This window comes from Kineococcus esterisolvens (assembly GCF_050871405.1).
In the GTDB taxonomy this organism is placed as follows: domain Bacteria; phylum Actinomycetota; class Actinomycetes; order Actinomycetales; family Kineococcaceae; genus Kineococcus.
On the sequence record NZ_JBJLRI010000002.1, the window covers coordinates 70,760 to 94,299 of the forward strand.

The window sequence follows — 23,540 nt, forward strand, 5'->3', positions numbered from 1 at the left end:
CGCGAACGGCCCCGGACCCTCAGCTGCGGTTGCGCTTGACCCGCTGCTCCACCAGACCCAGCAGCACGTCGGAGAGCTTGCCCAGCACCGCCAGCAGGATGATCGCCAGCAGCATCTGGTCGGTCCGCCCGACGCTCTGCCCGTTGGTCAGCTGGTACCCCAAGCCGATCGAGGAGGAGATGATCTCGGCCGCCACCAGGAACAGCCAGCTCTGCGCCAGCGCCAGGCGCAGCCCCGACAGCAGCGACGGCGCGGTGGCCGGCAGCAGGATCTCCGTGAACAGCCGCACCCCGCTGCGGCCGTAGGCGCGGCCCACCTCCACCAGCGCGGGGTCCAGGTGGCTGAGCGCCGAGTGCACGGTGGTGTAGACGGGGAAGAACGCGCCGATCGCGATCAGCACGATCTTCGGCGTCTCGCCGATCCCGATCCACAAGCCCAGCAGCGGCACCCACGCCAGCGACGGCACCGCCCGCAGCGCCCCGATCGTCGGGGCCAGCAGCGCCGACACCGAGCGCAGCAGACCGGTCAGCCCACCGAGCAGCACACCCAGGCCCGCGCCCCACAGGAAGCCCAGCAGGACGCGCTGGGTGCTGATGGCGATGTTCAGCTGCAGGTCCCCGGCACGCCACATGTCCACCGCGGCGCGCAGCACCTCCGCCGGCGGCGGCAGCTGCACGCGCGTGAACACGCCCAGGGTCGAGGACAGCTGCCACGCCACCAGCAGCACCAGCGGCACCAGGGCCCCCAGCAGCCAGCGCGCCGACCCCGCACGGCGGGCGGGCGCGTCCACCGCCACCGGCCGCTGCGGCGTGCTCACGCTCACGAGGACGACCCCGCCGCCTGCTCGGCGAACTGCGGCGCGAACAGCCCGTCGAGGGCCGTGAGCGCCTCCTCCTCCGAGCGGACGTCGGCGTTGGCCGCCATCAGCGGGACGACGCCCTCCAGCACGGTGCGCTGCGCATCGCCGGGCACCGGGTCGATGTCCAGGCCGGTGCGCTCGGTGAGCACCAGCGAGGCGACCTGCGGGTCCAGCTGGGCCTGCTCGGCGTACAGCGCCACGAGGTCCTCCGGGTTCGCCAGCGCCCACGCACGCGCCTGCTCGTAGGCGTCGACGACCTGCTGGACCAGTTCCGGGGAGTTCTCGATGAACTCCTCGCGGGCGTTGAGCACGCCGTAGGTGTTGAAGTCCACGTTCCGGTACAGCAGCCGCGAGCCGTTCTGCAGCTGCGTGGCGGCCATGTTCGGGTCCAGGCCCGCCCAGGCGTCCACGTCACCGCGCTCCAGGGCGGCGCGGCCGTCCGGGTGCTGCAGGTTGACGATCTCCACGTCGGAGGCAGCCAGCCCCGCCTGGTCCAGGGCCTGGCGCAGGAAGAAGTACGGGTCGGTGCCGCTGGTGGCGGCGATCCGCTTGCCGCGCAGGCCCGCCACGTCGCTCACCGTCGAGTCGGGCCCGACGACCAGGGCGGTCCACTCCGGCTGGGAGTAGACGTCGACGGTCTTGACGGCCAGGCCGTTGGAACGGGCCTGCAGCACGGCGGAACCGGCGGTGGAGGCCAGGTCGAGGTTGTCGTTGCGCAGGAACTCGTTCGCCTTGTTGCTGCCCAGCGACTGCTCCCACTGCACGGTCAGCCCCGCGTCCTCCAGGATCCGCTGCTGGCGCACCACCAGGCTCAGCGGGTTGTAGTACGCGTAGTCCAGCCGGACGGTGTCGCCACCACCGCTCCCGGCAGCCGCGGTGGTGCCGGAGGAGGACTCGCCCTGCACGCAGCCGGCCGCGCCGAGGGCGACGCCGCCGAGGAGGGCGCCGAGGGCGGTGCGGCGCGCGAGGGGACGGGGGAAGTGGGACAAGGGTCGCTCCAGGGGCAGGGTCGCCCGCGGACGGGCGCGGGGACGGAGGTGTTCTGCGGGGGTTCAGTGGTGCCGTGCCCCGGGCTCGCGGGGTTCCGGCAGGACCGGCGGACCGGTCAGGCGTGCGTGCGCGGCACGCCCAGCAGCTCGAGCAGCTCCACGCGCAGGTGAGCCAGCTCGGCGTCGCCGCGGTCGCGCGGGCGCGGCGGGCCCACGGCCAGGTCGCGCACGACGTGGGCGCCGGTGCGGTCCTCGCTCGTGCCCAGGACCAGCACCCGGTCGGCCAGGTGCAGCGCCTCGTCGACGTCGTGGGTGACGAACAGGACGGTGGCGCCGGTACCGCGCTGCACGTCGTCCAGGAGGTCCTGCATCTTCAGGCGGGTCAGGGCGTCCAGCGCGGCGAACGGCTCGTCCAGCAGCAGGACCCCGGGGCGGCGCACCAGGGCCCGTGCCAGGGCGGCGCGCTGAGCCATGCCCCCGGAGACGCGGCGCGGGCGGTGACCGGCGAACCCCGCCAGGCCCACGGTCTCCAGCCAGTGCAGCACCTGCGCGCGCCCCTCCGCCCGGGAGGTGCCCAGCGGCAGCCCGAGGGCCACGTTGCCGGCCAGGTCCCGCCACGGCAGCAGGCGCGGTTCCTGGAAGACGACAGCGGTGCGCGTGCCCACGCCGCGCACCGCCTCACCACCGACCTCGACGGTGCCGGCCGTGGGGTCGTCCAGCCCGGCCACCAGGCGCAGGAGCGTGGACTTGCCGCTGCCGGAGGCGCCCAGCAGGGCGACGGTGCTGCCGGGCGCCACGTCCACGTCCACGCCGGCCAGGACGTCGTGCGTCCCGCCGGCGGTGCTGAACGAGCGCCCGACCCCGCGCAGGGAGACGCCGGCGGCCTCCACGCGCTCGGCAGCGGGGGCCGCCGGGACGGGACGTGGCACGGGGCGCGTGGGTACGGCCGACACTGCTCCTCCATCGTTCCTGGCGTGAGCACCGCACCCGCGGCTCCGGCCAGGGAGCTGAAGGAGGTTGCTGCGGCGTCGTCGAGCCAGGTCTCTCGGCCGCTCTGGATGGTGGCGACATCAAACGCGAGGCTCCCCGCACCTGTCAAAACGGGCGGCCCCCGAGAGGGGGACGGGCGAATCCACCCCGGGGCGCGACTGCGCCACTACGGTGAGGGAGCCATGCTCCCCCGGACAGTCCCCCACCCCGCCCCCCGCACCGCGGCGCCGGGCGTCGCGGAACCGTGGACGACGGCCGCGAACGCGATCACCGCGGTGCGCACCGCGGTCGCGGTGGCGCTCGGGTGCGCAGCGGCCGCCACCGGTTCGGCGGTGCTGCTGCTGGTGGCGTACCTGGTGTACTGGGTGGGCGACGTGCTCGACGGCGCCGTGGCCCGCCTGATGGACCAGGAGACGCGCCAGGGGGCGGTGCTGGACATCCTCGGCGACCGCGCCTGCACCGCCGTGCTGCTGACGACCTACCTCGGCTGGCACCCTTCGATCGCCGTGCCCGCAGCGGTCTTCCTGCTGCAGTTCATGGTCGTGGACTGCCTGCTGTCGCTGGCCTTCCTGCGCTGGCCGCTGGTCAGCCCCAACCACTTCCACCTCGTCGACCGGCGGGTCTGGCTGTGGAACTGGTCGAAGCCGGCGAAGGCGCTGAACACCTCCGGCGTGGTGGCCTGCCTCGTCCTGGGCCTCGAGGGTCCCGCGACGGCGCTCGCCGTGGCCGTGCTGACCGTCAAGTGCCTCTCGGCCGTCCGGGTGGCCCGTCTGAGCCGGGCTCCGCGGTGACGCGCCCGTGGAGGACCTGAGCGGCACCGGTGCCGCGCTGGAGGTCCTCGCCGCGATCGCCGTGGGAGCCGTCTCGGCCGTCCTGCCGGTCGTCAACGCCGAGGCGGTGGTGCTCGCCGCCGCCGTCGGCAGGCCGCGCACGGCCGTCCCCGTGGTCCTCGGCGTGGCTCTGGGCCAGACGCTCGGCAAGGTGGCGCTGATGGTCGCCGCGCGCCACGGCGCCCACCGGCTGGTGGGCCTGCTGCACCACCCGCGCAGCCGGGTGCGCACCGGCGGGGCACCCGCGGGCGCCGAACCCCCCGGTGCAGGAGCCCCGCCACCGCGCACGGCGTGGTGGGCGCGCGCCGGCCGGGCGGTGCGCCGCTGGGGCGAACGCTGCCTGGCAGCGCTGGACTCGGGCCGCTGGGCGGGCCCGGTCGTGCTGCTGAGCGCGACCACGGGCGTCCCCCCGCTGGCGGTGACGAGCATCGCGGCGGGCCTGCGCCGGACCCCGGTGCCCCTGTTCACCGTCTGCTGCCTCCTCGGGCGCTCGGCACGGTTCCTCGCCCTGGGCCTGCCCGCGCTGGCGGCGACGTGAACGCACCGGCCGGCGCTGCCGGCCCACCCGCCGGTCAGCGGGCCGCGGGCGGCCGCGCCACCCCCGCGCCGTCCAGGTCGAGCGCACCGCCGGGCGTCAGCAGCACCGCCGTGGAGGCGCCACCGGCCGCGACCGCCCGCGCGAACCGCCGCCCGGGGGCGGTCCACCGGTCCCCCATGGCCCGGGCCAGGCCCAGCGGCGCGAGCGTGCCCCAGTGCACCGGCACCGCCACGGCCGGGCCCACCGCGTTCACCTCCGCGGCCGCCTCCTCCGGGTCCAGGTGGTGCGGGCCCAGCGTGCGCCACCACCCGCCCACCGGCACCAGGGCCACGTCCGGGCGCCGCCCGGCGGCGGCCAGCACGGCAGCGGCCAGGCCGTCGAAGGGACCGGTGTCGCCCAGCGCCCACAGCAGCAGGTCCGGCCCGCCGTCGGCCCGCTCGCGATCGGGGAACACCCGGGGCAGCCGCACCAGGTGACCGACCGCCAGCGAGTCCACGGGCGCGCCGGTCACCCGCCCCAGGGTGCGCCCGCCGTCGTGGTGGGCGGGCAGCGCCGTCACCGCGATCGTGCCCGACGGGCCGGGCAGGTCCAGCCGCCGGCCCACCCCGGTCTCCACCACCGCGCTGCCGGTGCCGCGCAGCCGGTGCTGCAGCCACGCGGCGGCACCGGGCGGGGCCACCACCCAGCGCGGGCGCAGCCGCCGCAAGGAGGGCAGGTCCAGGTGGTCGTGGTGCAGGTGCGAGACCAGCACCAGGGCCGGGTCGGCGGAGTGCTCCGGGTCCGGCAGCGGCGGGCGCCGGCGCAGGTGCGCCAGACCGGGGCGCAGCACCGGGTCGGTGACCACCCGCACGCCCACCGCGTCGAGCACGGCGGTGGAGTGCCCCAGCCAGCGCAGCCTCGCGCCGCTCACCGGTCCGGTCCCCCCGCGGGCACGGCGCGCACGCCCCTAGAAGCCCAGGCGCTGCAGCTGCTTGGGGTCGCGCTGCCAGTCCTTGGCGACCTTCACCCGCAGGTCGAGGTGGCACCGCTCGCCGAGCAGGGCCTCGATGGAGCGCCGGGCACGGGTGCCGACGTCCTTCAGGCGCGAACCACCGCGGCCGATGATGATCCCCTTCTGGCTCTCGCGCTCCACGTACAGCCACACGTGGATCTCCAGCAGGCCGTTCTCGCGGCGGCTCGTCTCCTCGACCACGACGGCCAGGGAGTGGGGCATCTCGTCGCGCACGCCCTCCAGCGCGGCCTCGCGCACGAGCTCGGCGACCATGACGTTCTCCGGCTCGTCGGTCAGCTCCCCGTCGGGGTACAGGCGCGGCCCCGGGGGCAGGTGCGACAGGAGCACGTCGGCGACCACGTCGACCTGCTCGCCGGTCGTGGCGGAGGCGGGCACGACGTCGGCGAACCCGCCGAGCAGCTCGTCGCCCAGCGCGCTGACCGCCAGGAGCTGCTCGGCGACCCGCTCGGGGCGCACCTTGTCGGTCTTGGTGACCAGCGCGACCTTCACCGAGCGGGGCACCGCGGCCAGGGCCTCGGCGATGAACCGGTCGCCCGGCCCGATGCGCTCGTCGGCGGGCACGCACAGCGCCACGACGTCGACCTCGGCGAGCGTCTCGTGCACCAGGTCGTTCAGGCGCTGCCCGAGGAGGGTGCGGGGCCGGTGCAGACCGGGGGTGTCCACCAGGACCAGCTGGGCGTCGGGGCGGTGCACGATCCCCCGCACCGCGTGCCGCGTGGTCTGCGGGCGGTTGGAGGTGATGGCGACCTTCTGCCCGACGAGGGCGTTGGTCAGCGTGGACTTGCCGGCGTTGGGCCGTCCCACCAGGCACGCGAACCCGGAACGGTGCTCGAGCGCGCGCCCCGCGCCCCCCTGCCCGTCGTCCTGCCCCTCGCGCTGCTCACTCACGCCGACCTCCCGCACCGCTCACCAGCTCCACGTCCTGCTCGTCCCCCTCGCCGTCGGGCGCCTCGGCCCGGTGCACCAGGACGGTGCGCACCTGGTTGCGCCGGCCGCCGCGGCGCTCGGCCTCCAGGTGCAGGCCGTGCACCTGCGCCGCCGAGCCGGGCACGACGACCTCCCCGAGGGTCTTGGCGAGCAGACCGCCGACGGTGTCGACCTCCTCGTCGTCGATCTCGATGCCGAACAGCTCGCCGACCTCGTCGACGGCCAGGCGGGCCGAGACCCGGTAGCCGCCGTCGCCGAGCGGTTCGACGTCCGGGGCGCCGCGGTCGTACTCGTCGGCGATGTCGCCGACGATCTCCTCGATGGCGTCCTCGATGGTCACCAGCCCCGCCGTGCCGCCGTACTCGTCGACGACGACCGCCACGTGGGTGGTCTCGCGCTGCATGCGCTTGAGGAGGTCGTCCACCGGGAGGCTGTCGGGCACGAACGCCGCCGGGCGTGCGACGTCCTCCACGGCCGTGCGCCGCGCCGCGGCGGGGTCGTCGTGGAAGCGGCGGGCGACGTCCTTGAGGTAGACCACCCCCAGCACCTCGTCGGCGTCCTCGCCGACCACGGGCGCGCGGGAGAAGCCCGAGCGCAGCAGCAGGTCCTCCGCCTCGTGCAGGCCGGTGCCCCGGCGCAGCGACACGACGTCGGTGCGCGGCACCATCACCTCGCGCACGCGGGTGTCGCCCAGCTCGAACACCGAGTGGATCATGCGGTGCTCGCCCGCCTCGATGACGGCGGTCTCCCCCGCCAGCTCCACGAACTCGCGCAGCTCCGCCTCGGAGGCGAAGGGGCCGTGGGGGGTGCCGCGGCCGGGCGTGACGGCGTTGCCCAGCAGCACCAGGCCGTGCGCGAGCGGACCCAGGAGGCGGCTGAGCGGGGCGAGCACGGGCGCCGCCAGCAGGCCGACGGCCTCGGCGTGCAACCGGCCCAGGGTGCGCGGGCCCACCCCGACGAGCACGAAGTCCAGCGCCGACATGCCCAGGCCCGCGGCGAGCAGGACCAGCCACCAGTGGTCGGACCAGCTGGCCACGACCACGGTGACGCACACCGCCGCCAGGGTCTCGAACACGACGCGCACCAGCGTGCAGACGGTGAGCACCGGCGCGGCCGACTCGAGCACGCGCAGCAGCGCGCCGGCGCCGCGCCGGCCGTCGGCCTCCAGCTCGCGGGCGCGGCGACGGGACGTGCCGGCGAACGCCGACTCGGCCGCGGCCACCAGCCCCGCGGCGACGACGAGGACCAGCGCCAGCAGCAGCAGCGGGACGGCGGGGGCTCCCACGGCGGCCCTCAGCCCTGCGGCCCGGAGCCGGGCAGCGCCCGGTGCCCCACCGTGGGCGTGGGGTCGCCGGGCCGGCCGATGCGCGCCAGGAAGCCCAGGACGAGCCGGCGCTGCAGGGTGAACATCTCGCGCTCCTCCTCCGGCTCGGCGTGGTCGTAGCCGAGCAGGTGCAGGATGCCGTGCGTCACCAGCAGCAGGACCTCGTCGGCGGTGGCGTGCCCGGAGGCGGCGGCCTGCGCCGCGGCGACCTCCGGGCAGACCACGACGTCCCCGAGCAGGCCCGGCTCGGAGGTCTGCCCCTCGCGGCCCGGGCGCAGCTGGTCCATCGGGAAGGACATGACGTCGGTGGGACCGGGCTCGTCCATCCACTGCTCGTGCAGGCGGGACATGGCCTCGGCGTCCACCATGAGCACCGACAGGTCGGCCAGCGGGTGCACCCGCATCTCGTCCAGCACGTGGCGGGCCAGCGAGGCCACCTCCACGGTGTCCACGCCGCGGCCCTCGGCGAAGCTGCTCTCGTCGACGACGTCGATGCTCACGCGCGGCTCACCGGCGCCCGCGCTGCTGGGGCTGCGGCGACCGGGCGGGCCGGGCGTCCTCCCAGCGGCCGTACGCGTCGACGATCTCCGAGACCAGGCGGTGCCGGACGACGTCGGTGCTGGTCAGGCGGGAGAAGTGCACGTCCTCGATGCCCTCGAGGATGTCCTGCACCACGCGCAGGCCGGACTCGGTGCCGCTGGGCAGGTCCACCTGCGTCACGTCACCGGTGACGACGATCTTGGAGTTGAACCCCAGGCGGGTCAGGAACATCTTCATCTGCTCGGGCGAGGTGTTCTGCGCCTCGTCGAGGATGATGAAGGCGTCGTTGAGGGTGCGCCCGCGCATGTACGCCAGCGGCGCGACCTCGATCGTGCCCGCCGCCATCAGCCGGGGGATCGAGTCCGGGTCGAGCATGTCGTGCAGCGCGTCGTACAGCGGCCGCAGGTACGGGTCGATCTTGTCCGTCAGCGTGCCCGGCAGGAACCCCAGCCGCTCACCGGCCTCCACGGCCGGACGCGTCAGCACGATCCGGTTGACCTGCTTGGCCTGCAGCGCCTGGACGGCCTTGGCCATCGCCAGGTACGTCTTGCCGGTGCCGGCCGGGCCGATGCCGAAGACGACGGTGTGGTCGTCGATGGCGTCGACGTAGTGCTTCTGGTTCACCGTCTTGGGGCGGATGGTGCGCCCGCGGGTGGACAGGATGTTCAGCGTCAGCACGTCCGCGGGGCGCTCGCTGCCGGTGCCGGCGGCCTGGGCGCGCAGCATCGCCACGGAGCGCTCCACCGCGTCCGCCGAGAGCGGCTGGCCGGCGGCGAGCACGGCGAGCATCTGGTCGACCAGTCGCTCGACGAGGGCGACCTCGCCGGCGGACCCGGTGACGGCGATCTCGTTGCCGCGCACGTGGAGGTCGGTACGGGTGAAGGCCCGCTCCAGCACGCGCAGCAGCTCGTCGCGCGGGCCCAGGAGGGAGACCATCGAGACCTCGGGGGGCACGACGACGACGTGGCGGGCGGTCGCCGGCTCGACGCCGGGCACGCCCTCGGCGGGGGTGGTGTCGTTGCTGGCCATGGTCGGCCCTGGGGCCGTTCGCCTCCGTGGTGGGGAGCTGGTGTCGGTGCCAATCGTAGCCACCGGCCCGGACACCGCCCGCCGGTGCCGGGACCCCGCGGCGCCCGCGGCCCGGTGGTCCACACTCGCGGCGTGAGCACGACGACGACGGGCGGTGCGCCGGTGCGCGCGCGGGTGGCGGTGCTGGGACGGGGCGAGGTGCCCGCGGACGCGCCGGCGGTGCGCGCCGACGACCTGGGCCTCGGCCGCGGCGACGGGTGCTTCGAGACGCTGCGGGTGGTGGGGCGCCCCGGCGCCGCCGCCCACGTGCAGCACCTGGACGCGCACCTGGAGCGGCTGGCCGCGTCCTGCGCCGCGATGGACCTGCCCGCGCCCGACCGCGGGGCGTGGCTGGCCCTGGTCGCCGGCCTCGTGGACGCGGTGCCGGCGGGCGCGGAGGCGGTGCTGAAGCTGGTCGTGACCCGCGGTGTGCCCGGCACGGGCACGGCCACGGGCGTGGGCACGCTGTCGCCGGTGGGGCCCGCGCTGCTGCGCGCGCGCGCCGAGGGGGTGCGGGCCGTGACCCTGCCCACGGGGGTGGACGCGCGCGTGCACGCCTCGGCGCCGTGGCTGCTGGGCGGGGTCAAGTGCCTGTCGTACGCCGTGAACTCCGCGGCCCTGCGCGAGGCGGCCCGCCGCGGCGCCGACGACGCGGTGCTGGTGGACGCGCGCGGCCTGCTGCTGGAGTCGCCGACGGCCTCGCTGGTGTGGTCGGCGGGCGGGGAGCTGCGCACGCCCCCGGTCGAGGGGACCGGCGTCCTGCCGGGCACCGTGCAGCGGGCGGTGTTCGCCGCGGCGGCCGCCGAGGGCGTCGGCGCCCGCGAGGTGGCCGGGACCGTCGGGGACCTGCTGGCGGCGGACGCGGTGTGGCTGACCTCCAGCGTCCGCGGCGTGGCCGAGCTGCTCGCCCTGGACGGCGCCGAGCTGCACCGCGACCCCGCCCTGACGGCCCGCGTGCGCGGCTGGGCGGGCTTCTGAGCCCGTCCAGCCGCGGGGCTCAGCGCCGCGCGAGCCCGACGTAGTGCTCGGCGAAGTCCCGCGCCGCCGTCGGCGAGTCCAGGACCCGCTGCAGCGCCGCCCGCCGCAGCCGGTCCGCCAGCGCGGCGGCGTCCGGGTCCGGCCCGGCCGGGGTGTGGAACAGCGTGGTGGTCGCGTCCGAGAACGCCTGCGCCTGCCACACCCCCGGCAGCCGGCGCCGCGAGTAGGTCTCCAGCGCCTCCGGCTCGCCGTCGCGCAGGTCGGCGACCAGCGCCTCGGCCAGCGCCTCGGCGTCCTCCACCGCCATGTTCAGCCCCTTGGCGGCGCTGGGCGGGACGATGTGCGCGGCGTCGCCGGCCAGGAGGAGCCGACCGTGCTGCATCGGCTCGACGACCACGCTGCGCAGGTCCACCAGCACCCGTTCCAGGACCGGGCCGGGCGTCAGGGGCGCCTCCTCCCCCAGCCGCTGCTGCAGCTCGCCCCACAGCCGCTCGTCGCTCACGTCCTGCGGCCGGGTGCCGCGGGGCACCTGCAGGTACACGCGGCTGACCGACGGCGAGCGCATGCTCAGCAGCGCGAAGCCCCGCTCGGAGATCGTGTAGACGAGCTCCTCGGAGACCGGCGGGGTGTGCGCCAGCGCGCCGAACCACGAGTACGGGTGCTCGCGGGTGAACGTGCGGAACACCCCCTCGGGCACCGAGCGCCGCGCCACGCCGTGGTAGCCGTCGCAGCCGGCGACCGCGCGGCAGCGGAAGGCGACCGGACCCTGCGGGGTGCTCGCCCGCACCACCGGCGCCGGTGACGTCAGCCCGGACAGCTGCACGTCGGCGGCCTCGAAGCGCACGTCGGCGCCGTCGGCGTCGGCGGCCGCCAGCAGGTCGCGCACCACCAGCTGCTGGCCGTACACGAACACCGGCTGGCCGGTCAGCTCCCGGAACGGCAGCCGGTGCGCGACGCCGTCCACCCGCAGCTCCAGCCCGTCGTGCACGAGGGCGTCGGCGTCCAGGCGACCGGCCAGCCCCGCCTTGCGCAGCACCTCGACCGTGCCGTTCTCCAGCAGCCCGGCGCGCACGCGGGCCTCGACGTGGGCACGGCTGCGCCGCTCCAGCACCACCACGTCCAGGCCCTGCCGGCGCAGCAGGTGGGAGACCAGCAGCCCGGCGGGCCCCGCGCCGACGACCACGACGTCGACGTCGCGCACGGCGCTCACCGCCGCACCGCTGCGGCGGGCGTGCCGGCGGGCGTGCCGGCGGCCGCCCCGGCCTCCTCCGGCGGTGCCGAGCGCGGTGCGGGGGCGGTCGCGCCGAGCACCGCGCGCAGCGAGGCACCGGCCTTGAGCAGGGCCTCCTCGTACTCCTCCCCCGGGTCGGAGTCGAGCACGATCGCGCCGCCGGCGCCGACCGTCCACTGCCCGCCCTCGAGGACCAGGGTCCGGATGACGATGTTGAGGTCGACCGCGCCGGTGAGCGAGAAGTACCCGATGGCGCCGGAGTAGACGCCGCGCGGGCGCTGCTCCAGGTCGTCGATGATCTCCATGGTGCGCAGCTTCGGCGCACCCGTCATCGACCCGCCGGGGAAGCAGGCCCGCACGGCGCCGACCGGGGACGTGTCCGCGCGCAACCGCCCGCGGATCGTGGAGACGAGCTGGTGGACCGTCGCGTACGTCTCGGTGGCCATGAGCGCCGGGACGCTCACCGAGCCGACCTCGCACACGCGGCCGAGGTCGTTGCGCAGCAGGTCGACGATCATGAGGTTCTCGGCGCGGGTCTTGGCGCTGGTGCGCAGCCCGCGACGCAGCTCCTCGTCCGCCTCCGGGGTGCGCCCGCGCGGGGCGGTGCCCTTGATGGGTCGCGCCTCGGCCCAGCGGTCGCGGTCGATCGTCAGGAAGCGCTCCGGGGAGGCGCAGGCCACCTCGAGGTCGTCGAAGCGCAGGTACGCGGCGTAGGGGGCGGGGTTGACCCGGCGCAACCGGCGGTAGGCCTCCAGCCCGCCGACGGCGGCCGGCACGCGCGCCTGCGCGGTCAGGCACACCTCGTAGCTCTCCCCCGCGCGCAGCGCCTCCTGGCTCCTGGCCACGGCCGCCTCGTACTGCGCGCGGGTGCGGTCCAGCAGCGGCGCGAGCACCTCCTCGGGCAGCGCGGGTGCGGCCTCGGCCCGGACCTGGCCGGCGGCGGGGACGTCGGCGAGAGCGCCGGCGGTGCCCGTCAGCCAGCGCTCGGCGGCCGCCAGGGCCGGCTCGCCGCCGTCGACGGGCGCGAGGGCCACCAGGTGGGTGCGGCCCAGCTCGTGGTCGACGGCCACGAAGCGGTCGGCGAACACCCACGCGGAGTCGGGGGACGCGGCACGCCGCTGCGTCGGCGAACCGCAGTCGGCGCGCAGCTCGTAACCGAGGTAGCCGACGAAGCCGCCGGCGAAGTCGAACGGCAGGTCCCGGGGGCGGTCGGCGGGGTCGATGCGGCGGCGGGCGGTCTCGCGCTCCAGGTGCTCGAAGACCGTGCCGGGCACGCGGCGCTCCCCGCGCCGGTCGCGCACCGTCACGGCGCCGTCCCCGACGCGGTAGGTGACCTGCTCGGCGTCCGGTCCCTCGGCGTCGCCGAGGAAGGAGAAGCGCCCGGTGCCGGGTCCGGTGCGCGCGCTGTCCAGCCAGTAGGCCCGCCCGCTGCGGGCGTTCAGGCGCACGAACGCCGCCTCGGTGTCCACGGGGCGCTGGAGCACCCGCGTCAGCAGCCGGTACGTGCTGCGCGCGCCGGCCCGCTCCGCCGCGGGAGCAGCGGGCGCGGTGGCGGCGGGGGCAGCGGGCGGTGCCGAGGGCACGGTCCGCACGGCGGTCGCGGCGCGGGCGGTGCGCAGGAAGTTCCGCACGATCGCCGCGCCGTGCTCGCTCTCGATCGACTCGGGGTGGAACTGCACCCCCTGGAAGGGCCGCCCGGTGTGGCGCAGCCCCATCACGACCCCGTCCTCGGACCAGGCGGTGGCGACCAGCTGCGCCGGCAGGGGCTCCTGCACGCACAGCGAGTGATAGCGCACGGCGGCGAAGTCCTGGGGCAGGCCCTCGAAGAGCCCGGTGCCGTCGTGGTGGATCCGGTCGACGTGGCCGTGCCGCGGCTCCGGGGCGGGCACGACGGGCGCGCCGGCCGCGAGGCCGATGCCCTGGTGACCGAGGCAGATCCCGAGCACGGGCACCTCGGCGCGGGCCAGGACCTCCGCGCACGACCCGAAGTCGCGTTCGCGGCCCGGGTGCCCGGGGCCGGGCGACAGCACGACGGCGTCCACACCGCCGAGGTCGAGGTCCGCCGGCGCGAGGGCGTCGTTGGTGAGCACGAGCGGCTCGGTGCCGGTGACCCCGGCGATGAGCTGGAACACGTTGTAGGTGTACGAGTCGTGGTTGTCCACGAGCAGGACCCGCACCGGCGTCCCTCCCCCCTGGTTGCGCACGACGCCCCCCCGGCGCCTTGCGCGACCCTAGGCCAGGCTGGTCACGGAGAGCCACACGCCCTGCTGCTGCACGTGGTGCGACGTGAACACCCCCACACCACGTGGTGAACGAGTCACTGACGGTCGACGACCACCGTGCGGTCCACCGGCTCCAGCTGTGCCGGCTGCACGCTGTCGGAGGGGAAGTCGGCGAGGTCGCCGTGCTCGGTGCGGTCCCACTCGGCGAACGTGAGCCCGCTCTGCAGGTAGACCACCAGCAGCCGCGTCAGCGCCACCAGGCCGTCCATGTGCGTGCGCTCGTGGCCGTGGCTGGACTCCAGCCCGAAGCCCAGCAGGGCGGCGCGCGCCTCCATCCCGGCCTCCAGCGCGGGAGCGGCGTCGGAGCGGTAGTGGCGGTAGACGTCGCGCACCGCCGGGATGCCGTGGGAGCGGGCCAGGGAGTGCAGCCGCCGGGAGAGGTGGTAGTCGAAGGGGCCGGTCATGTCGAGCATGCCGATGCTGACCGTCTCCTCGCGCGAGCTCTGCCCCTCGGCGACGACCGCGTTGTCCACGGCGACCAGTTCGGCCAGCTCGGGCGCCAGGCCGTGGGTGGCGCCGAAACCGACCTCCTCACCGATCGTCACGAGGAACTGGGCGGTGACGGCCAGCGGCAGGTCGGCGTCGCGCAGCGCCTTCAGGGCGGTCAGGCACACGGCCAGGCCCGCCTTGTCGTCCAGGTGGCGCGACTTCACGTAGCCGCCACGGGTGATCTGGGGAGCGGCGTCCAGGGCGACGAAGTCGCCGACCTCGACGCCCAGGGCCCGCACGTCGGAGTCCGACGCCACCGGCTCGTCGATGCGCACCTCGACGAACTGCCAGCCGACACCCTGGGTGTCGATCTCGTCGCCGAAGGTGTGACCGGAACTCTTCAGCGGCAGGACGGTGCCCGTGTACACCTTGTCGAAGTCGTCGGTGAAGATCGTCACGTGCGCGCCCTCGGAGAACCGGGCGCTGTGGCTGCCGACGGGCACGACCTCCAGGCGGCCGTTGTCCTTCACCCGCTTGACCATCAGCCCGATGGTGTCGGCGTGCACCACGACGGCGCGGCGCGCCGCGTCGGTGCGGCCCCGGAGGGTGGCGCGCAGGATGCCGCGGCGGGTCAGGTCGACCGGCAGCCCCAGGCTCTCGATGTGCTGCCCCACGACCTGCATGACCGCGTCGGTGCGGCCGGAGGGGCTGGGGATGCGCAGCAGCTCCATGAGCGTGGTCGTGAGGTAGTCCACGTCGATCGGCGCGTCCACGGTTCCCGCCGAGGAGTCGGACGCGGTGGTGGGGGCCGGGGCGGTGTGCTGGTGGGGACGGTCGGTGCTGCTCACGGGGGCGATACTGCCGTCTGCGGGTCCGCGCGTCACAGCCGGGCGCGTTGGCGGCGGCGCGGTGGGCCGCGCGAGGCCGGGGGGCCGGGTGGCCCCACCGCCCACCGGGTCGCGCCGCCGCGCTTCAGCTGCGGTAGCGCTCCACGAAGCGCTGCAGGACCCGCGAGGCGACGTCGACGCGCGCGGCGCGCAGCCGGGCGACCACGGCGTCCAGCTCCCCGGGCGGGAAGTACCCGGACCCCCGGTAGACCGTGACGCGCTGCACGATCCCCTCCACGTCGAGCTCGGGGTGGAACTGCGTGGCGTACTGGTGCTCCCCGACGCGGAACGCCTGCACCGGGCACGCGGGTGAGGTGGCCAGGACCACCGCGTGCGGCGGCGGCACGCGCAGCGCCTCCTTGTGCCCGACGAAGGCGTCGAACACGTCGGGCAGGGCGCCGAACACCGGGTCGGCACGCCCGGCCCGCGTGAGGCTGACCGGGGTCACGCCGATCGGCTCGCCGAAGGTCCGGTCGACCACGCCGCCCTGGTGGACGCCCAGCGTGCCGATGCCGTAACAGGCACCCAGGAACGGCACGTCGGCGGCGACCACGCGGTCCAGCAGCGCGGCCAGCTCGCGCTCCACCCGGCGCTGGGTCGGCGGTTTCCCGTCCTCGGGGTCGCTGGTGCAGAACGGGCTGCCGCCGACGACGACGCCGGAGAAGGCGCCGAGGTCCACCTCGGGCATCGGCTCGCGCTCCAGGCGGACCCGGACGAGCTCGCCGGGTTCCAGCCCGCCGTAGCGCAGGACGGCGGCGTGCTCGGCGTCGGCGACGCCGTCGTGCTCGCGGGTGGCGAGCAGGAGGAACGGTCTCACCCGCGCACGGTAGCCCTCCCCCGCACCGGGTCCCCGCCGCAGGACGGGTGGCGGCGGGGAGCGGGGTGGCTACGGTGGGCCGGGTGCACCGGGACCGCGACCTGGACGTCGTCGTGTTCGGAGCGACCGGTTTCGCCGGCCGCCTCGTGGCCGCGCACCTGGCGCGCCACGCCCCGGCGGGCACCCGCACCGGCCTCGCGGGTCGCTCACCGCAGCGCCTGGAACAGGTGCGCGACGGGCTGGGGGCGGGTGCCGCAGGGTGGCCGCTGCTCGTGGCCGATTCCGGCGACCCGGCGTCCCTGCGCGAACTGGCCGGGGCGGCCCGCGTCGTGGTCTCCACCGTCGGCCCCTACCTGCGGCACGGGCAGCCGCTGGTGGAGGCCTGCGCCCGGGCCGGCACCCACTACGCGGACCTGACCGGTGAGGTGCTGTTCGTGCGCCGCAGCATCGACGGGTTCGACGGGACCGCCGCCACCACCGGCGCGCGGGTCGTGCACTCGTGCGGTTTCGACTCCGTCCCCTCCGACCTGGCGGTGCTGCTGGCGCACGAGCGCGCCACCTCCGACGGCGCCGGCCCGCTCACCGACGCCGTGCTGGAGGTGCGCTCGCTGCGCGGCGGCGTCAGCGGCGGCACCGTCGACTCCCTGCGCCTGCAGATGGACACCGCCCGCAGCGACCCCGCGGCCCGGCGGCTGCTGGCCGACCCGTACGCCCTCAGCCCGGACCGCGACGCCGAACCCGACCTGGGCGAGCAGCGCGACGTGTTCCGTCCCACCCGCCGCAGCGCGGACGGCGTCTGGACCGCGCCGTTCGTGATGGCCCCGTTCAACACTCGCGTCGTGCGCCGCAGCAACGCGCTGCTCGATCACGCCTACGGGCCGCGGATGCGGTACCGGGAGGTGGTGGCGTTCACCGGCCGGGCGGCCCCGGTGGGCGCGTTCGCGGTGACGGGCGCTCTGGGCGCCGTCGCCGGCGCGCTGTCGCTGCGCCGCGCCCGGCCCGTGGTCGACCGCCTGCTGCCCGCGCCCGGCAGCGGCCCGGGCGAGCGGACCCGGCGCACCGGGAGGTTCCGGCTGGAGCTGGACGCCCGCACCGCCGGCGGCCGCCGCTACCGCACGACCGTCGCCGCGCAGGGCGACCCCGGGTACGCGGCCACCGCCGTGATGCTCGGCGAGAGCGCGCTGGCCCTCGCCCTCGACGGGGACCGACTGCCCGACGCCGCGGGGGTCCTCACCCCCGCCACCGGGATCGGCACGGTCCTCGCCGAGCGCCTGCGCGCCCGGGGCTTCACCGTGGGCACCGAGCGGAGCAGCCGCTGACCGGTACCGCCCGGCCGGCACGTGGTGGTCCCGCGCGGAGCTCAGCCCTGCGCCCGCCGCGTCTCCGGGAAGAGCAGGTCCAGGAACCGCTGCGCCGTCGGCCGCGGCTGGTGGTTCGCCAACCCGGGGCGCTCGTTGGCCTCGATGACGACGTGCTCGGGACCGGACACGTCCGGCACCAGCAGGTCCAGGCCGGTGACGGGGATGCCGATGGCGCGGCTGGCGGCCACCGCCGCGTCCAGCAGGTCGGGGTGCAGGTCGTCGGTGACGTCCTCGATGGTCCCGCCGGTGTGCAGGTTCGCCGTGCGGCGCACCTCCAGGCGCTCCCCGCGCGGCAGGACGTCGTCGAGGGCGTACCCGGCCTCGTGCACGACGGCCTCGGTGGTGGCGTCCAGCGGGATGCTGGACTCGCCGCCGGTGGCGGCGGCACGGCGCCGGCTCTGCTTGGCCACCAGGGTCCGGACGTCGTCGCCGCCGGTGCCGATGACGGCGGCGGGGCGACGCACCGCGGCGGCGACGACCTCGTGGTCGATGACGACGATGCGCAGGTCCTGCCCGGCGACGAACTCCTCCACCAGCACGTCCGGGCAGTTCGCCGCGGCCTCGGCGACCGCGCGGCGCAGGGCCTCACCGCCGGCGACGCCCACGGTGATGCCCTTGCCCTGCTCACCGCGGGCGGGTTTCACCACGACGGGACCGGTCTCGGCGATGAGGCGCTCGGCGGCGGCCAGGCCGGCCTCGTCCGCCAGCGGGTCGGAGGCCAGTTCCACCGCCCGCGGCACCCGCACACCGGTGGCGGCCAGCAACCGGCGGGTGACGCGCTTGTCGTCGCACCGGCTCATCGCGACGGCGCTGGTCAGTTCCGACAGCGACTCGCGCGTCAGCAGCGAGCGCCCCCCGAACGTCAGCCGCATCTCCCCGCTGGGCGCGTCGGTGACCTCCACCCGCACCCCGCGGCGCAGGGCCTCGTCGGCGATGATGCGCGCGTACGGGTTCAGCTCCCCCAGCTGGTCCGGCTGCGGGGAGAACAACGGCCGGTTGATGGGGTTCTTGCGCTTGACGACCACGGGCGGCGCCGGCCGGAAACCCAGCCTCCGGTACAGGGCGATGGCGCCGTCGTTGTCGTGCAGCACGGACAGGTCGAGGATGGCGCGCCCGCGGGCGACGTAGCGCTCGGCGAGGGTCCGCACGAGCGCCTCACCGACACCGCGCGGGGCGGCTTGGGGGTCGGCGGCCAGGCACCACAGGCTGGCGCCCTCGTCCGGGTCGCCGAAGGCGAGGACGTGGTCGACGCCGGTGACGGTGCCGACGATCTGGCGGGTGCGGGTGTCCTCCGCGACCAGGTACGTGAAGGTGCGCGTGCGGTGGTTGGCCCACATGACGTCCGGGTCGGACGTCACCATGCCGTTCGCGGCGTAGAGGCGGTTGACGTCGTCCAGCTCGGAGCGCTCGCGGACCATGCGCACGAACACGTCGGGGTTGCGGTCGCGCGGTGCCCGGTAGCGCGACAGCTGCAGCCGGAACGTGATCGAGGGGTCCATGAACAGCTCGTGCGGCGCCAGGCCCACCAGGACCTGCGGTTCGCGCACGTACATGGCGATGTCGCGCTCACCGGTCTCCTCGGCGCGCAGGGCGTCGACGACGTCGCGCTGGTCGGCGAACGTGTGGCCGAAGACGAGCCGGCCCCACCCCATGTCGAGCACGACGTCGCTGGCCATGCCGCGCGTGAAGTGGCTCGGCGGCCGCTGCCAGTTGCGGCTGGAGATGGCGGGTGCGTCCAGACCCCGGTGCCTGAGCCCGGCCACGTTCGCCCGGCGGCGGGTTCCCACGGTGCTCATCGTCCTCCCCCGGCGGTTCAGTCGATCCCGTGCTGCTGCAGCCACAGCTCCAGCAGGCCCAGCTGCCACAGCTTGTTGCCGCGCAGCGGGGTGAGCTCGGCGTTGGGGTCGCGCACGAGCTCGGAGACGTACTCGGGGCGGAACAGGCCGCGCCTGCGGGCGGCCTCGCTGGTCAGCGCGTCCTTCACCAGGCCCAGCACCTTGCCCTGCAGGTGGGTGATCGCCGGGACGGGGAAGTAGCCCTTGGGCCGGTCGATGACCTCGCGGGGGATGACCTTGCGGCCCACGCGCTTGAGCACGCCCTTGCCGTCCTCGGACAGGTGCAGCTCCGGCGGGATCGCCGCCGCCAGCTCCACCAGCTCGTGGTCCAGGAACGGCACGCGGGCCTCCAGGCCCCAGGCCATCGTGGTGTTGTCCACGCGCTTGACGGGGTCGTCGACGAGCATGACCTCGGTGTCCAGGCGCAGCGCGGCGTCCACGGCGGTCTCGGCGCCGGGGCGGGTGAAGTGCCGGCGGACGAAGTCGCGCGAGACGTCGGAACCGGTCGTCCACTGCGGCTGCAGGACCTGCGCCATCTGGGCGTGGTCGCGGTCGAAGAACGCCTTCGCGTAGGCGTCGACGCCCTGCTCGGGGGTGAGCCCGGCCAGCGGCGGGTACCAGTGGTAGCCGCCGAAGACCTCGTCGGCGCCCTGCCCGGACTGCACGACCCGGATCGACTGCGACACGTGCTGGCTCAGCAGGTCGAACGCGACGACGTCGTGGCTCACCATGGGCTCGTGCATGGCGCCGACGGCGTGGCCCAGCGCCCCGACGAGCTCGTCGCCGGTGACGCGGATGCGGTGGTGGTTCGTCGCGTAGCGCTCGGCGATGACGTCGGAGTAGGCGAACTCGTCGCCCTCGCGGCCGCCGACGGACTCGAAGCCGATGGAGTAGGTCGCCAGGTCGGTCTGCCCCGCCTCGGCCAGCAGGCCGGTGATGAGGCTGGAGTCCAGGCCGCCGGAGAGCAGCACCCCCACGGGCACGTCGGCGACGGTGCGCCGGCGCACCGCTGCGCGCAGGGAGTCCAGGACGGCGTCCTCCCAGTCCTCGCCGGAGAAGCCGGTGAACTGCTCGCGGCGCACGTGCTGGGCGTTCCAGTAGCGGTGCTCGCGGCTGGTGCCGTCGGCCTCGACCACGCGGACGGTCGCGGGGGGCAGCTTGCGCACGCCCTTGAGGATCGTCAGCGGAGCGGGCACCACGGCGTGCCAGGAGAGGTAGTGGTGCAGCGCGACGGGGTCGATGGTGGTGTCCACGTCCCCGGCGGCCAGCAGCGCCGGCAGCGAGGAGGCGAAGCGCAGCCGCCCCGGCGTCTCCGCCAGGTAGAGCGGCTTGATGCCGAGGCGGTCGCGCATGAGGACCACGCGGCCGGAGTCCCGCTCGTGCAGGACGACGGCGAACATGCCCTTGAGGTGGTCCACCACGTCGGTGCCCCACCGGTGGTACCCCTTGAGGATGACCTCGGTGTCCGAGGTCGAGCTGAACCGGTACCCGTGACCGATCAGCTCCTCGCGCAGCTCCCTGTAGTTGTAGATGCAGCCGTTGAAGACCGCGTGCAGGCCCAGGTCGGGGTCCACCATGGGCTGCGAGCCGCACACCGACAGGTCGATGATCGACAGCCGCCGGTGCCCGAAGGCCACCCGGCCCTGCGCCCAGTAGCCCTCGCCGTCCGGCCCGCGGGACGCCAGCGGCTGCGACATCCGCTGGACCGCCCCGATGTCCGCAGGCCGACCGTCGAACGTGATCTCACCGCACAAGCCGCACATGGGACCCCATCCAACCCTCTGACTAGCCGGGCGGCCAAGTGAAGGGCCGGCCGCCCAGGACGTGGCCGTGCACGTGGGGCACCGACTGACCCACGTCCTCGCCGCTGTTGAACACGAGCCGGTAGTGCCCGCCGCAGCGCTCGTCGGCCACCCGCTGGGCCACCTGGACCAGGCGCGCGAGCGTCGCGGGGGCCGCCGCGGCGAGGTCGGCGACGGTCTCGTGGCGCTCGCGCGGGACGACCAGGACGTGCACGGGAGCCTGCGGGTCGGCGTCCTCGAAGGCGACGACGAGCTCGTCGGAGTGCACGACCGTCGCCGGCAGCTCCCCCGCGACGATGCGCAGGAAGAGGTCGGCGGGGGCGCTGCCGTTCCGTCTGCCGCTCATGGCGGCACGGTACCCGGGCCGCCCACCGGCCGCCCGCCTCCCCCGCCACCGCGACCGGGTCCGGTTGGATGTCAACCGTGACCGCTCGTCGCTCGTCGTACTGGTGTGGAGATGCTCAGAGCGCGGCGCGCCGTGGCTGACCGGCAGGTCGGCCGGGGGCCCGGCGACGTGCGCCCGGGCTCCGGCGAGCACCCCGGCGGCGGCGCCGCGGACCCCGAGGACCCCCGCACCTGGGACGCGGACACGGCCGTGACCGTCCTGTACACCGCGCACTGGCGGCGCCTGGTGGCGCTGGCCGCGGAGTTCACCGGGGAGACCTCCACCGCCGAGGAGGTGGTGCAGGAGGCGTTCGTGGCGCTGCACCGGCGCTGGCGACGGCTGGACGACCGCGCCGCCGCCGTGGCGTACCTGCGCCAGGCGGTGGTGAACGGCGCCCGCGACGTGCTGCGCCACCGGGCCGTGGCCGACCGCAAGCGCCCGCTGCCCGACCCGGCGCCGGAGGGCCCGGAGGAGCGGGCGGTGCGCTCGGCCGAGCACCGCCTCGTGCTGGCCGCGCTGGACGCCCTGCCGGTGCGCCAGCGGGAGGTCCTCGTCCTGCGCTACTCCGCGGACCTGTCCGAGCAGGACATCGCCGAAGCCCTGGGCATCAGCCGCGGGGCCGTCAAGACGCACGCGCACCGCGGGCTGGCGGCGCTGCGCGCCGGTCTGCGCGCTCAGGAGGAGACGCCGTGAACCACCGCCACCCCGGCCCCGCGCCGGACCCCGACGACCCGGTGAGCGCCGGGCCGCTGCCCGACGCGGCCACCGACCCCACCGCGCGCGCCCTGCGGGACGCCCTCGCCGCGCGCGCCGACACCGTGCAGCCCACCGACCGCCTCCAGGAGATCCGCATGAGCACGACCTCCCGCCGCCGCTCCACCCGCGCCTGGGCCGCCGTGGCGACCGCCGCCGCGGTCGTCGTCGTCGGTGGCAGCGCCTTCGCGCTGACCCGCGGCGACGGGGAGTCGGTGCGCACCGTCGCCTCCGCCCCCACGTCGGCGACCGAGCGCAGCGGCGCGCCCACCCCGGCCAGCTCCGAACCGGACGCGGGGGGCACCGCCACCGGCACCGGCCAGGAGCGGGCCACCGAGGAGCCGCGGTCCACCACCGGGACCACCACCGCGGCCACCACCGGGACCACCGCCCCCACCGGCCGGGCGCTGCCCTCGGGCTCGACGACCGTGCCGGTGTACTGGCTGGGCGGGGAGCAGCAGCTGCTGTTCCGCGAGTACGTGCGCGCCGGGGACGCGGCCGACGACCCGACGAACGCGCTGCGCGCCATGCTGGGCGGGCAGCCCTCGGACCCGGACTACGCCTCCCCCTGGGGCCCGGACGACTCCGCGACGGTGAGCGCGCAGGACGGCCGCCTCGTCGTGGACATCGCCGCGTCGGCCGCCGCCGGGGACGTCGAGGCCGGGGACGTCACGGCCGCGGTGCAGCAGCTCGTCCACACCGTCACCGCCGCCGCCGGTGAGGACCTGCCCGTCGAGATCCGCGTGGACGGCGCAGCCGAACCGCTGGTGTTCGGCTACGCGGTGCCCGAGACGGTCTCGCGGGCGCCGCAGGAGGCCGTGCAGGCACCGGCGTGGATCACGTCGGTGGGCACCGGGACCCCTGGGCAGGTCGTCGTGGAGGGCGTGGGCAGCGCGTTCGAGGGCACGCTGCTCTACACCGTCACCGACGCCTCCGGCGCGGAGGTGGCCCGCGGACCGGTGCAGGCCGGCGCGAACGGGACCTTCGCGGAGTTCTCGGTGACGATCCCGCTGCCCGCGGGCGAGTACACCGTCCTGGTGGAGCGTCCCGACGAGTCCGGCGGCGCGGCCGGTGCCCAGCCGGCGGGCGACACCAAGAGCTTCACCGTGCGCTGAGGCTCCCCTCGATCCGGTGCGGTGAGGGCCCTCGGGGGAATCCTCACCGCACCCCTCGGGGCCGTGACCGGCCGGCGCTCAGCCGCCGGGGCCCCGGGGCACCCGGTAGCGGGTGAGGGCGAGGGAGAGCACCCAGCCGAGGACGCCGGCGAGCCAGGCGCCGAGGACGGCGAAGAACCACCACGGCAGCCGGCCGGTGCCCGACAGCGCCGCCTGCACCAGCGCGCCCTGCACCGCGGTGAGCAGCAGCACCGTGGTCGTGCCGATGCCCAGCAGGTCCTCGCGGAGCCGGCGCCGCAGCTCCCCCTCGTGCTCGGGTGACTTCCAGAAGGCGGCGTTCGGCACGTTGACCACCTCCAGCGGCAGCCGCGGCACCCAGGCCGCCAGCCCCGCGAAGAGCCCGGCCACCAGGGTGCCGGCCAGCGCGGAGGAGGCGACCGCCTCCGCGCGGCTGCTCCACTCGTCGGCCCCACCGCCGCCGCCGAAGCGGGTGGGCACCCGCTCGGGCAGCACGAGCGCGGCCGCGACGACCGCGGCCGCGTGCAGGACGACCGATCCGGCGAAGACCTTCCCGTGCACGCCCCCAGC

At 75.8% G+C, this 23,540-nt stretch carries 22 protein-coding genes and 1 riboswitch; of the genes, 6 read left to right on the top strand and 16 right to left on the bottom strand.

Annotated features, from left to right (window positions below; translation table 11 throughout):
- Window positions 1-19: 19 nt before the first annotated feature.
- The 3 genes from ACRYR8_RS01355 to ACRYR8_RS01365 all read right to left on the bottom strand — a co-directional run bounded on the left by ACRYR8_RS01355 (window position 20) and on the right by ACRYR8_RS01365 (window position 2,777).
- The gene (locus tag ACRYR8_RS01355; RefSeq protein ID WP_432482278.1) at window positions 20-823 is read right to left on the bottom strand and encodes an ABC transporter permease; all 804 of its coding nucleotides are present in this window, start codon (window positions 821-823) and stop codon (window positions 20-22) included.
- Window positions 820-1,848, bottom strand: coding sequence for an aliphatic sulfonate ABC transporter substrate-binding protein (locus ACRYR8_RS01360; RefSeq protein ID WP_432482279.1), 1,029 nt, complete (start codon window positions 1,846-1,848; stop codon window positions 820-822). The genes ACRYR8_RS01355 and ACRYR8_RS01360 overlap by 4 nt, the downstream gene beginning before the upstream one ends.
- A 116-nt stretch (window positions 1,849-1,964) precedes the next feature.
- Entirely contained in the window at window positions 1,965-2,777 is an 813-nt protein-coding gene (locus ACRYR8_RS01365) for an ABC transporter ATP-binding protein (RefSeq protein WP_432482280.1), read from the bottom strand.
- A 28-nt stretch (window positions 2,778-2,805) separates the two neighbouring features.
- Window positions 2,806-2,913: riboswitch (SAM riboswitch) on the bottom strand.
- Between the two features lie 107 nt (window positions 2,914-3,020).
- Between ACRYR8_RS01365 and ACRYR8_RS01370 the strand changes: the two genes are divergently transcribed.
- Together ACRYR8_RS01370 and ACRYR8_RS01375 are read left to right on the top strand one after the other, a co-directional pair.
- Entirely contained in the window at window positions 3,021-3,629 is a 609-nt protein-coding gene (locus ACRYR8_RS01370) for a CDP-alcohol phosphatidyltransferase family protein (RefSeq protein ID WP_432482281.1), read from the top strand.
- Between the two features lie 7 nt (window positions 3,630-3,636).
- On the top strand, window positions 3,637-4,206 hold the full coding sequence (locus tag ACRYR8_RS01375) for a hypothetical protein (RefSeq protein ID WP_432482282.1): 570 nt from the start codon (window positions 3,637-3,639) through the stop codon (window positions 4,204-4,206).
- A gap of 34 nt (window positions 4,207-4,240) precedes the next feature.
- Here the strand turns inward: ACRYR8_RS01375 and ACRYR8_RS01380 are convergent, their stop codons facing one another.
- Genes ACRYR8_RS01380 through ACRYR8_RS01400 form a run of 5 tightly spaced genes read right to left on the bottom strand, consistent with a single transcriptional unit; the run spans window position 4,241 to window position 9,038 of the window.
- Window positions 4,241-5,116, bottom strand: a complete 876-nt coding sequence (locus ACRYR8_RS01380) for an MBL fold metallo-hydrolase (RefSeq protein ID WP_432482283.1) — start codon at window positions 5,114-5,116, stop codon at window positions 4,241-4,243.
- A gap of 36 nt (window positions 5,117-5,152) precedes the next feature.
- Window positions 5,153-6,106 carry a GTPase Era gene (gene era / locus ACRYR8_RS01385; protein WP_432482284.1) on the bottom strand — a complete coding sequence of 318 codons (954 nt, stop codon included), beginning with the start codon at window positions 6,104-6,106 and terminating at the stop codon, window positions 5,153-5,155.
- Window positions 6,099-7,430 carry a hemolysin family protein gene (locus ACRYR8_RS01390; protein ID WP_432482285.1) on the bottom strand — a complete coding sequence of 444 codons (1,332 nt, stop codon included), beginning with the start codon at window positions 7,428-7,430 and terminating at the stop codon, window positions 6,099-6,101. Before ACRYR8_RS01390 ends, era begins: the two co-directional genes overlap by 8 nt.
- An 8-nt stretch (window positions 7,431-7,438) precedes the next feature.
- A complete protein-coding gene (ybeY, locus tag ACRYR8_RS01395; protein WP_432482286.1) occupies window positions 7,439-7,969 on the bottom strand; it encodes an rRNA maturation RNase YbeY in 531 nt (176 codons plus the stop codon).
- Window positions 7,970-7,976: 7 nt separating this feature from the next.
- The gene (locus tag ACRYR8_RS01400; protein ID WP_432482287.1) at window positions 7,977-9,038 is read right to left on the bottom strand and encodes a PhoH family protein; all 1,062 of its coding nucleotides are present in this window, start codon (window positions 9,036-9,038) and stop codon (window positions 7,977-7,979) included.
- Between the two features lie 132 nt (window positions 9,039-9,170).
- Here ACRYR8_RS01400 and ACRYR8_RS01405 point away from each other — a divergent pair, with 132 nt between their 5' ends.
- Window positions 9,171-10,055 (top strand): aminotransferase class IV, encoded by an 885-nt coding sequence (locus ACRYR8_RS01405; RefSeq protein WP_432482288.1) that lies wholly within the window; start codon window positions 9,171-9,173, stop codon window positions 10,053-10,055.
- Window positions 10,056-10,074: 19 nt separating this feature from the next.
- Here ACRYR8_RS01405 and ACRYR8_RS01410 read toward each other — a convergent pair whose 3' ends face one another.
- The 4 genes from ACRYR8_RS01410 to ACRYR8_RS01425 all read right to left on the bottom strand — a co-directional run bounded on the left by ACRYR8_RS01410 (window position 10,075) and on the right by ACRYR8_RS01425 (window position 15,701).
- On the bottom strand, window positions 10,075-11,265 hold the full coding sequence (locus ACRYR8_RS01410; RefSeq protein ID WP_432482289.1) for a 4-hydroxybenzoate 3-monooxygenase: 1,191 nt from the start codon (window positions 11,263-11,265) through the stop codon (window positions 10,075-10,077).
- The gene (pabB, locus tag ACRYR8_RS01415) at window positions 11,262-13,463 is read right to left on the bottom strand and encodes an aminodeoxychorismate synthase component I (RefSeq protein WP_432482290.1); all 2,202 of its coding nucleotides are present in this window, start codon (window positions 13,461-13,463) and stop codon (window positions 11,262-11,264) included. The genes ACRYR8_RS01410 and pabB overlap by 4 nt, the downstream gene beginning before the upstream one ends.
- A gap of 140 nt (window positions 13,464-13,603) precedes the next feature.
- Entirely contained in the window at window positions 13,604-14,770 is a 1,167-nt protein-coding gene (locus tag ACRYR8_RS01420) for an osmoprotectant NAGGN system M42 family peptidase (RefSeq protein WP_432482354.1), read from the bottom strand.
- A gap of 199 nt (window positions 14,771-14,969) precedes the next feature.
- Window positions 14,970-15,701 (bottom strand): glutamine amidotransferase, encoded by a 732-nt coding sequence (locus tag ACRYR8_RS01425; RefSeq protein WP_432482291.1) that lies wholly within the window; start codon window positions 15,699-15,701, stop codon window positions 14,970-14,972.
- Between the two features lie 83 nt (window positions 15,702-15,784).
- Between ACRYR8_RS01425 and ACRYR8_RS01430 the strand changes: the two genes are divergently transcribed.
- On the top strand, window positions 15,785-17,020 hold the full coding sequence (locus tag ACRYR8_RS01430) for a saccharopine dehydrogenase family protein (protein ID WP_432482292.1): 1,236 nt from the start codon (window positions 15,785-15,787) through the stop codon (window positions 17,018-17,020).
- Window positions 17,021-17,061: 41 nt separating this feature from the next.
- Here ACRYR8_RS01430 and ngg read toward each other — a convergent pair whose 3' ends face one another.
- Genes ngg through ACRYR8_RS01445 form a run of 3 tightly spaced genes read right to left on the bottom strand, consistent with a single transcriptional unit; the run spans window position 17,062 to window position 21,045 of the window.
- On the bottom strand, window positions 17,062-18,858 hold the full coding sequence (gene ngg / locus ACRYR8_RS01435) for an N-acetylglutaminylglutamine synthetase (RefSeq protein ID WP_432482293.1): 1,797 nt from the start codon (window positions 18,856-18,858) through the stop codon (window positions 17,062-17,064).
- 17 nt (window positions 18,859-18,875) lie between these two features.
- Window positions 18,876-20,660 (bottom strand): N-acetylglutaminylglutamine amidotransferase, encoded by a 1,785-nt coding sequence (locus tag ACRYR8_RS01440; RefSeq protein ID WP_432482294.1) that lies wholly within the window; start codon window positions 20,658-20,660, stop codon window positions 18,876-18,878.
- A 22-nt stretch (window positions 20,661-20,682) separates the two neighbouring features.
- Window positions 20,683-21,045 (bottom strand): HIT domain-containing protein, encoded by a 363-nt coding sequence (locus ACRYR8_RS01445; protein WP_432482295.1) that lies wholly within the window; start codon window positions 21,043-21,045, stop codon window positions 20,683-20,685.
- Between the two features lie 132 nt (window positions 21,046-21,177).
- On the opposite strand from ACRYR8_RS01445, the gene ACRYR8_RS01450 reads away from it, so the two are divergent.
- The gene (locus ACRYR8_RS01450; RefSeq protein ID WP_432482296.1) at window positions 21,178-21,777 is read left to right on the top strand and encodes an RNA polymerase sigma factor; all 600 of its coding nucleotides are present in this window, start codon (window positions 21,178-21,180) and stop codon (window positions 21,775-21,777) included.
- Window positions 21,774-22,952, top strand: a complete 1,179-nt coding sequence (locus ACRYR8_RS01455; RefSeq protein WP_432482297.1) for a Gmad2 immunoglobulin-like domain-containing protein — start codon at window positions 21,774-21,776, stop codon at window positions 22,950-22,952. Before ACRYR8_RS01450 ends, ACRYR8_RS01455 begins: the two co-directional genes overlap by 4 nt.
- Before the next feature lie 78 nt (window positions 22,953-23,030).
- On the opposite strand, the gene ACRYR8_RS01460 is transcribed toward ACRYR8_RS01455, so the two are convergent.
- Window positions 23,031-23,531, bottom strand: coding sequence for a hypothetical protein (locus ACRYR8_RS01460; protein ID WP_432482298.1), 501 nt, complete (start codon window positions 23,529-23,531; stop codon window positions 23,031-23,033).
- Between the last annotated feature and the right edge of the window lie 9 nt (window positions 23,532-23,540).

Bases quoted from the DNA above. Each gene is read 5' to 3' on its own strand.
- ACRYR8_RS01370 (WP_432482281.1), top strand. From the start codon at position 3,021: ATGCTCCCCCGGACAGTCCCCCACCCCGCCCCCCGCACCGCGGCGCCG.
- ACRYR8_RS01400 (WP_432482287.1), bottom strand. From the start codon at position 9,038: ATGGCCAGCAACGACACCACCCCCGCCGAGGGCGTGCCCGGCGTCGAG.
- ngg (WP_432482293.1), bottom strand. From the start codon at position 18,858: ATGAGCACCGTGGGAACCCGCCGCCGGGCGAACGTGGCCGGGCTCAGG.
- ACRYR8_RS01440 (WP_432482294.1), bottom strand. From the start codon at position 20,660: ATGTGCGGCTTGTGCGGTGAGATCACGTTCGACGGTCGGCCTGCGGAC.
- ACRYR8_RS01445 (WP_432482295.1), bottom strand. From the start codon at position 21,045: ATGAGCGGCAGACGGAACGGCAGCGCCCCCGCCGACCTCTTCCTGCGC.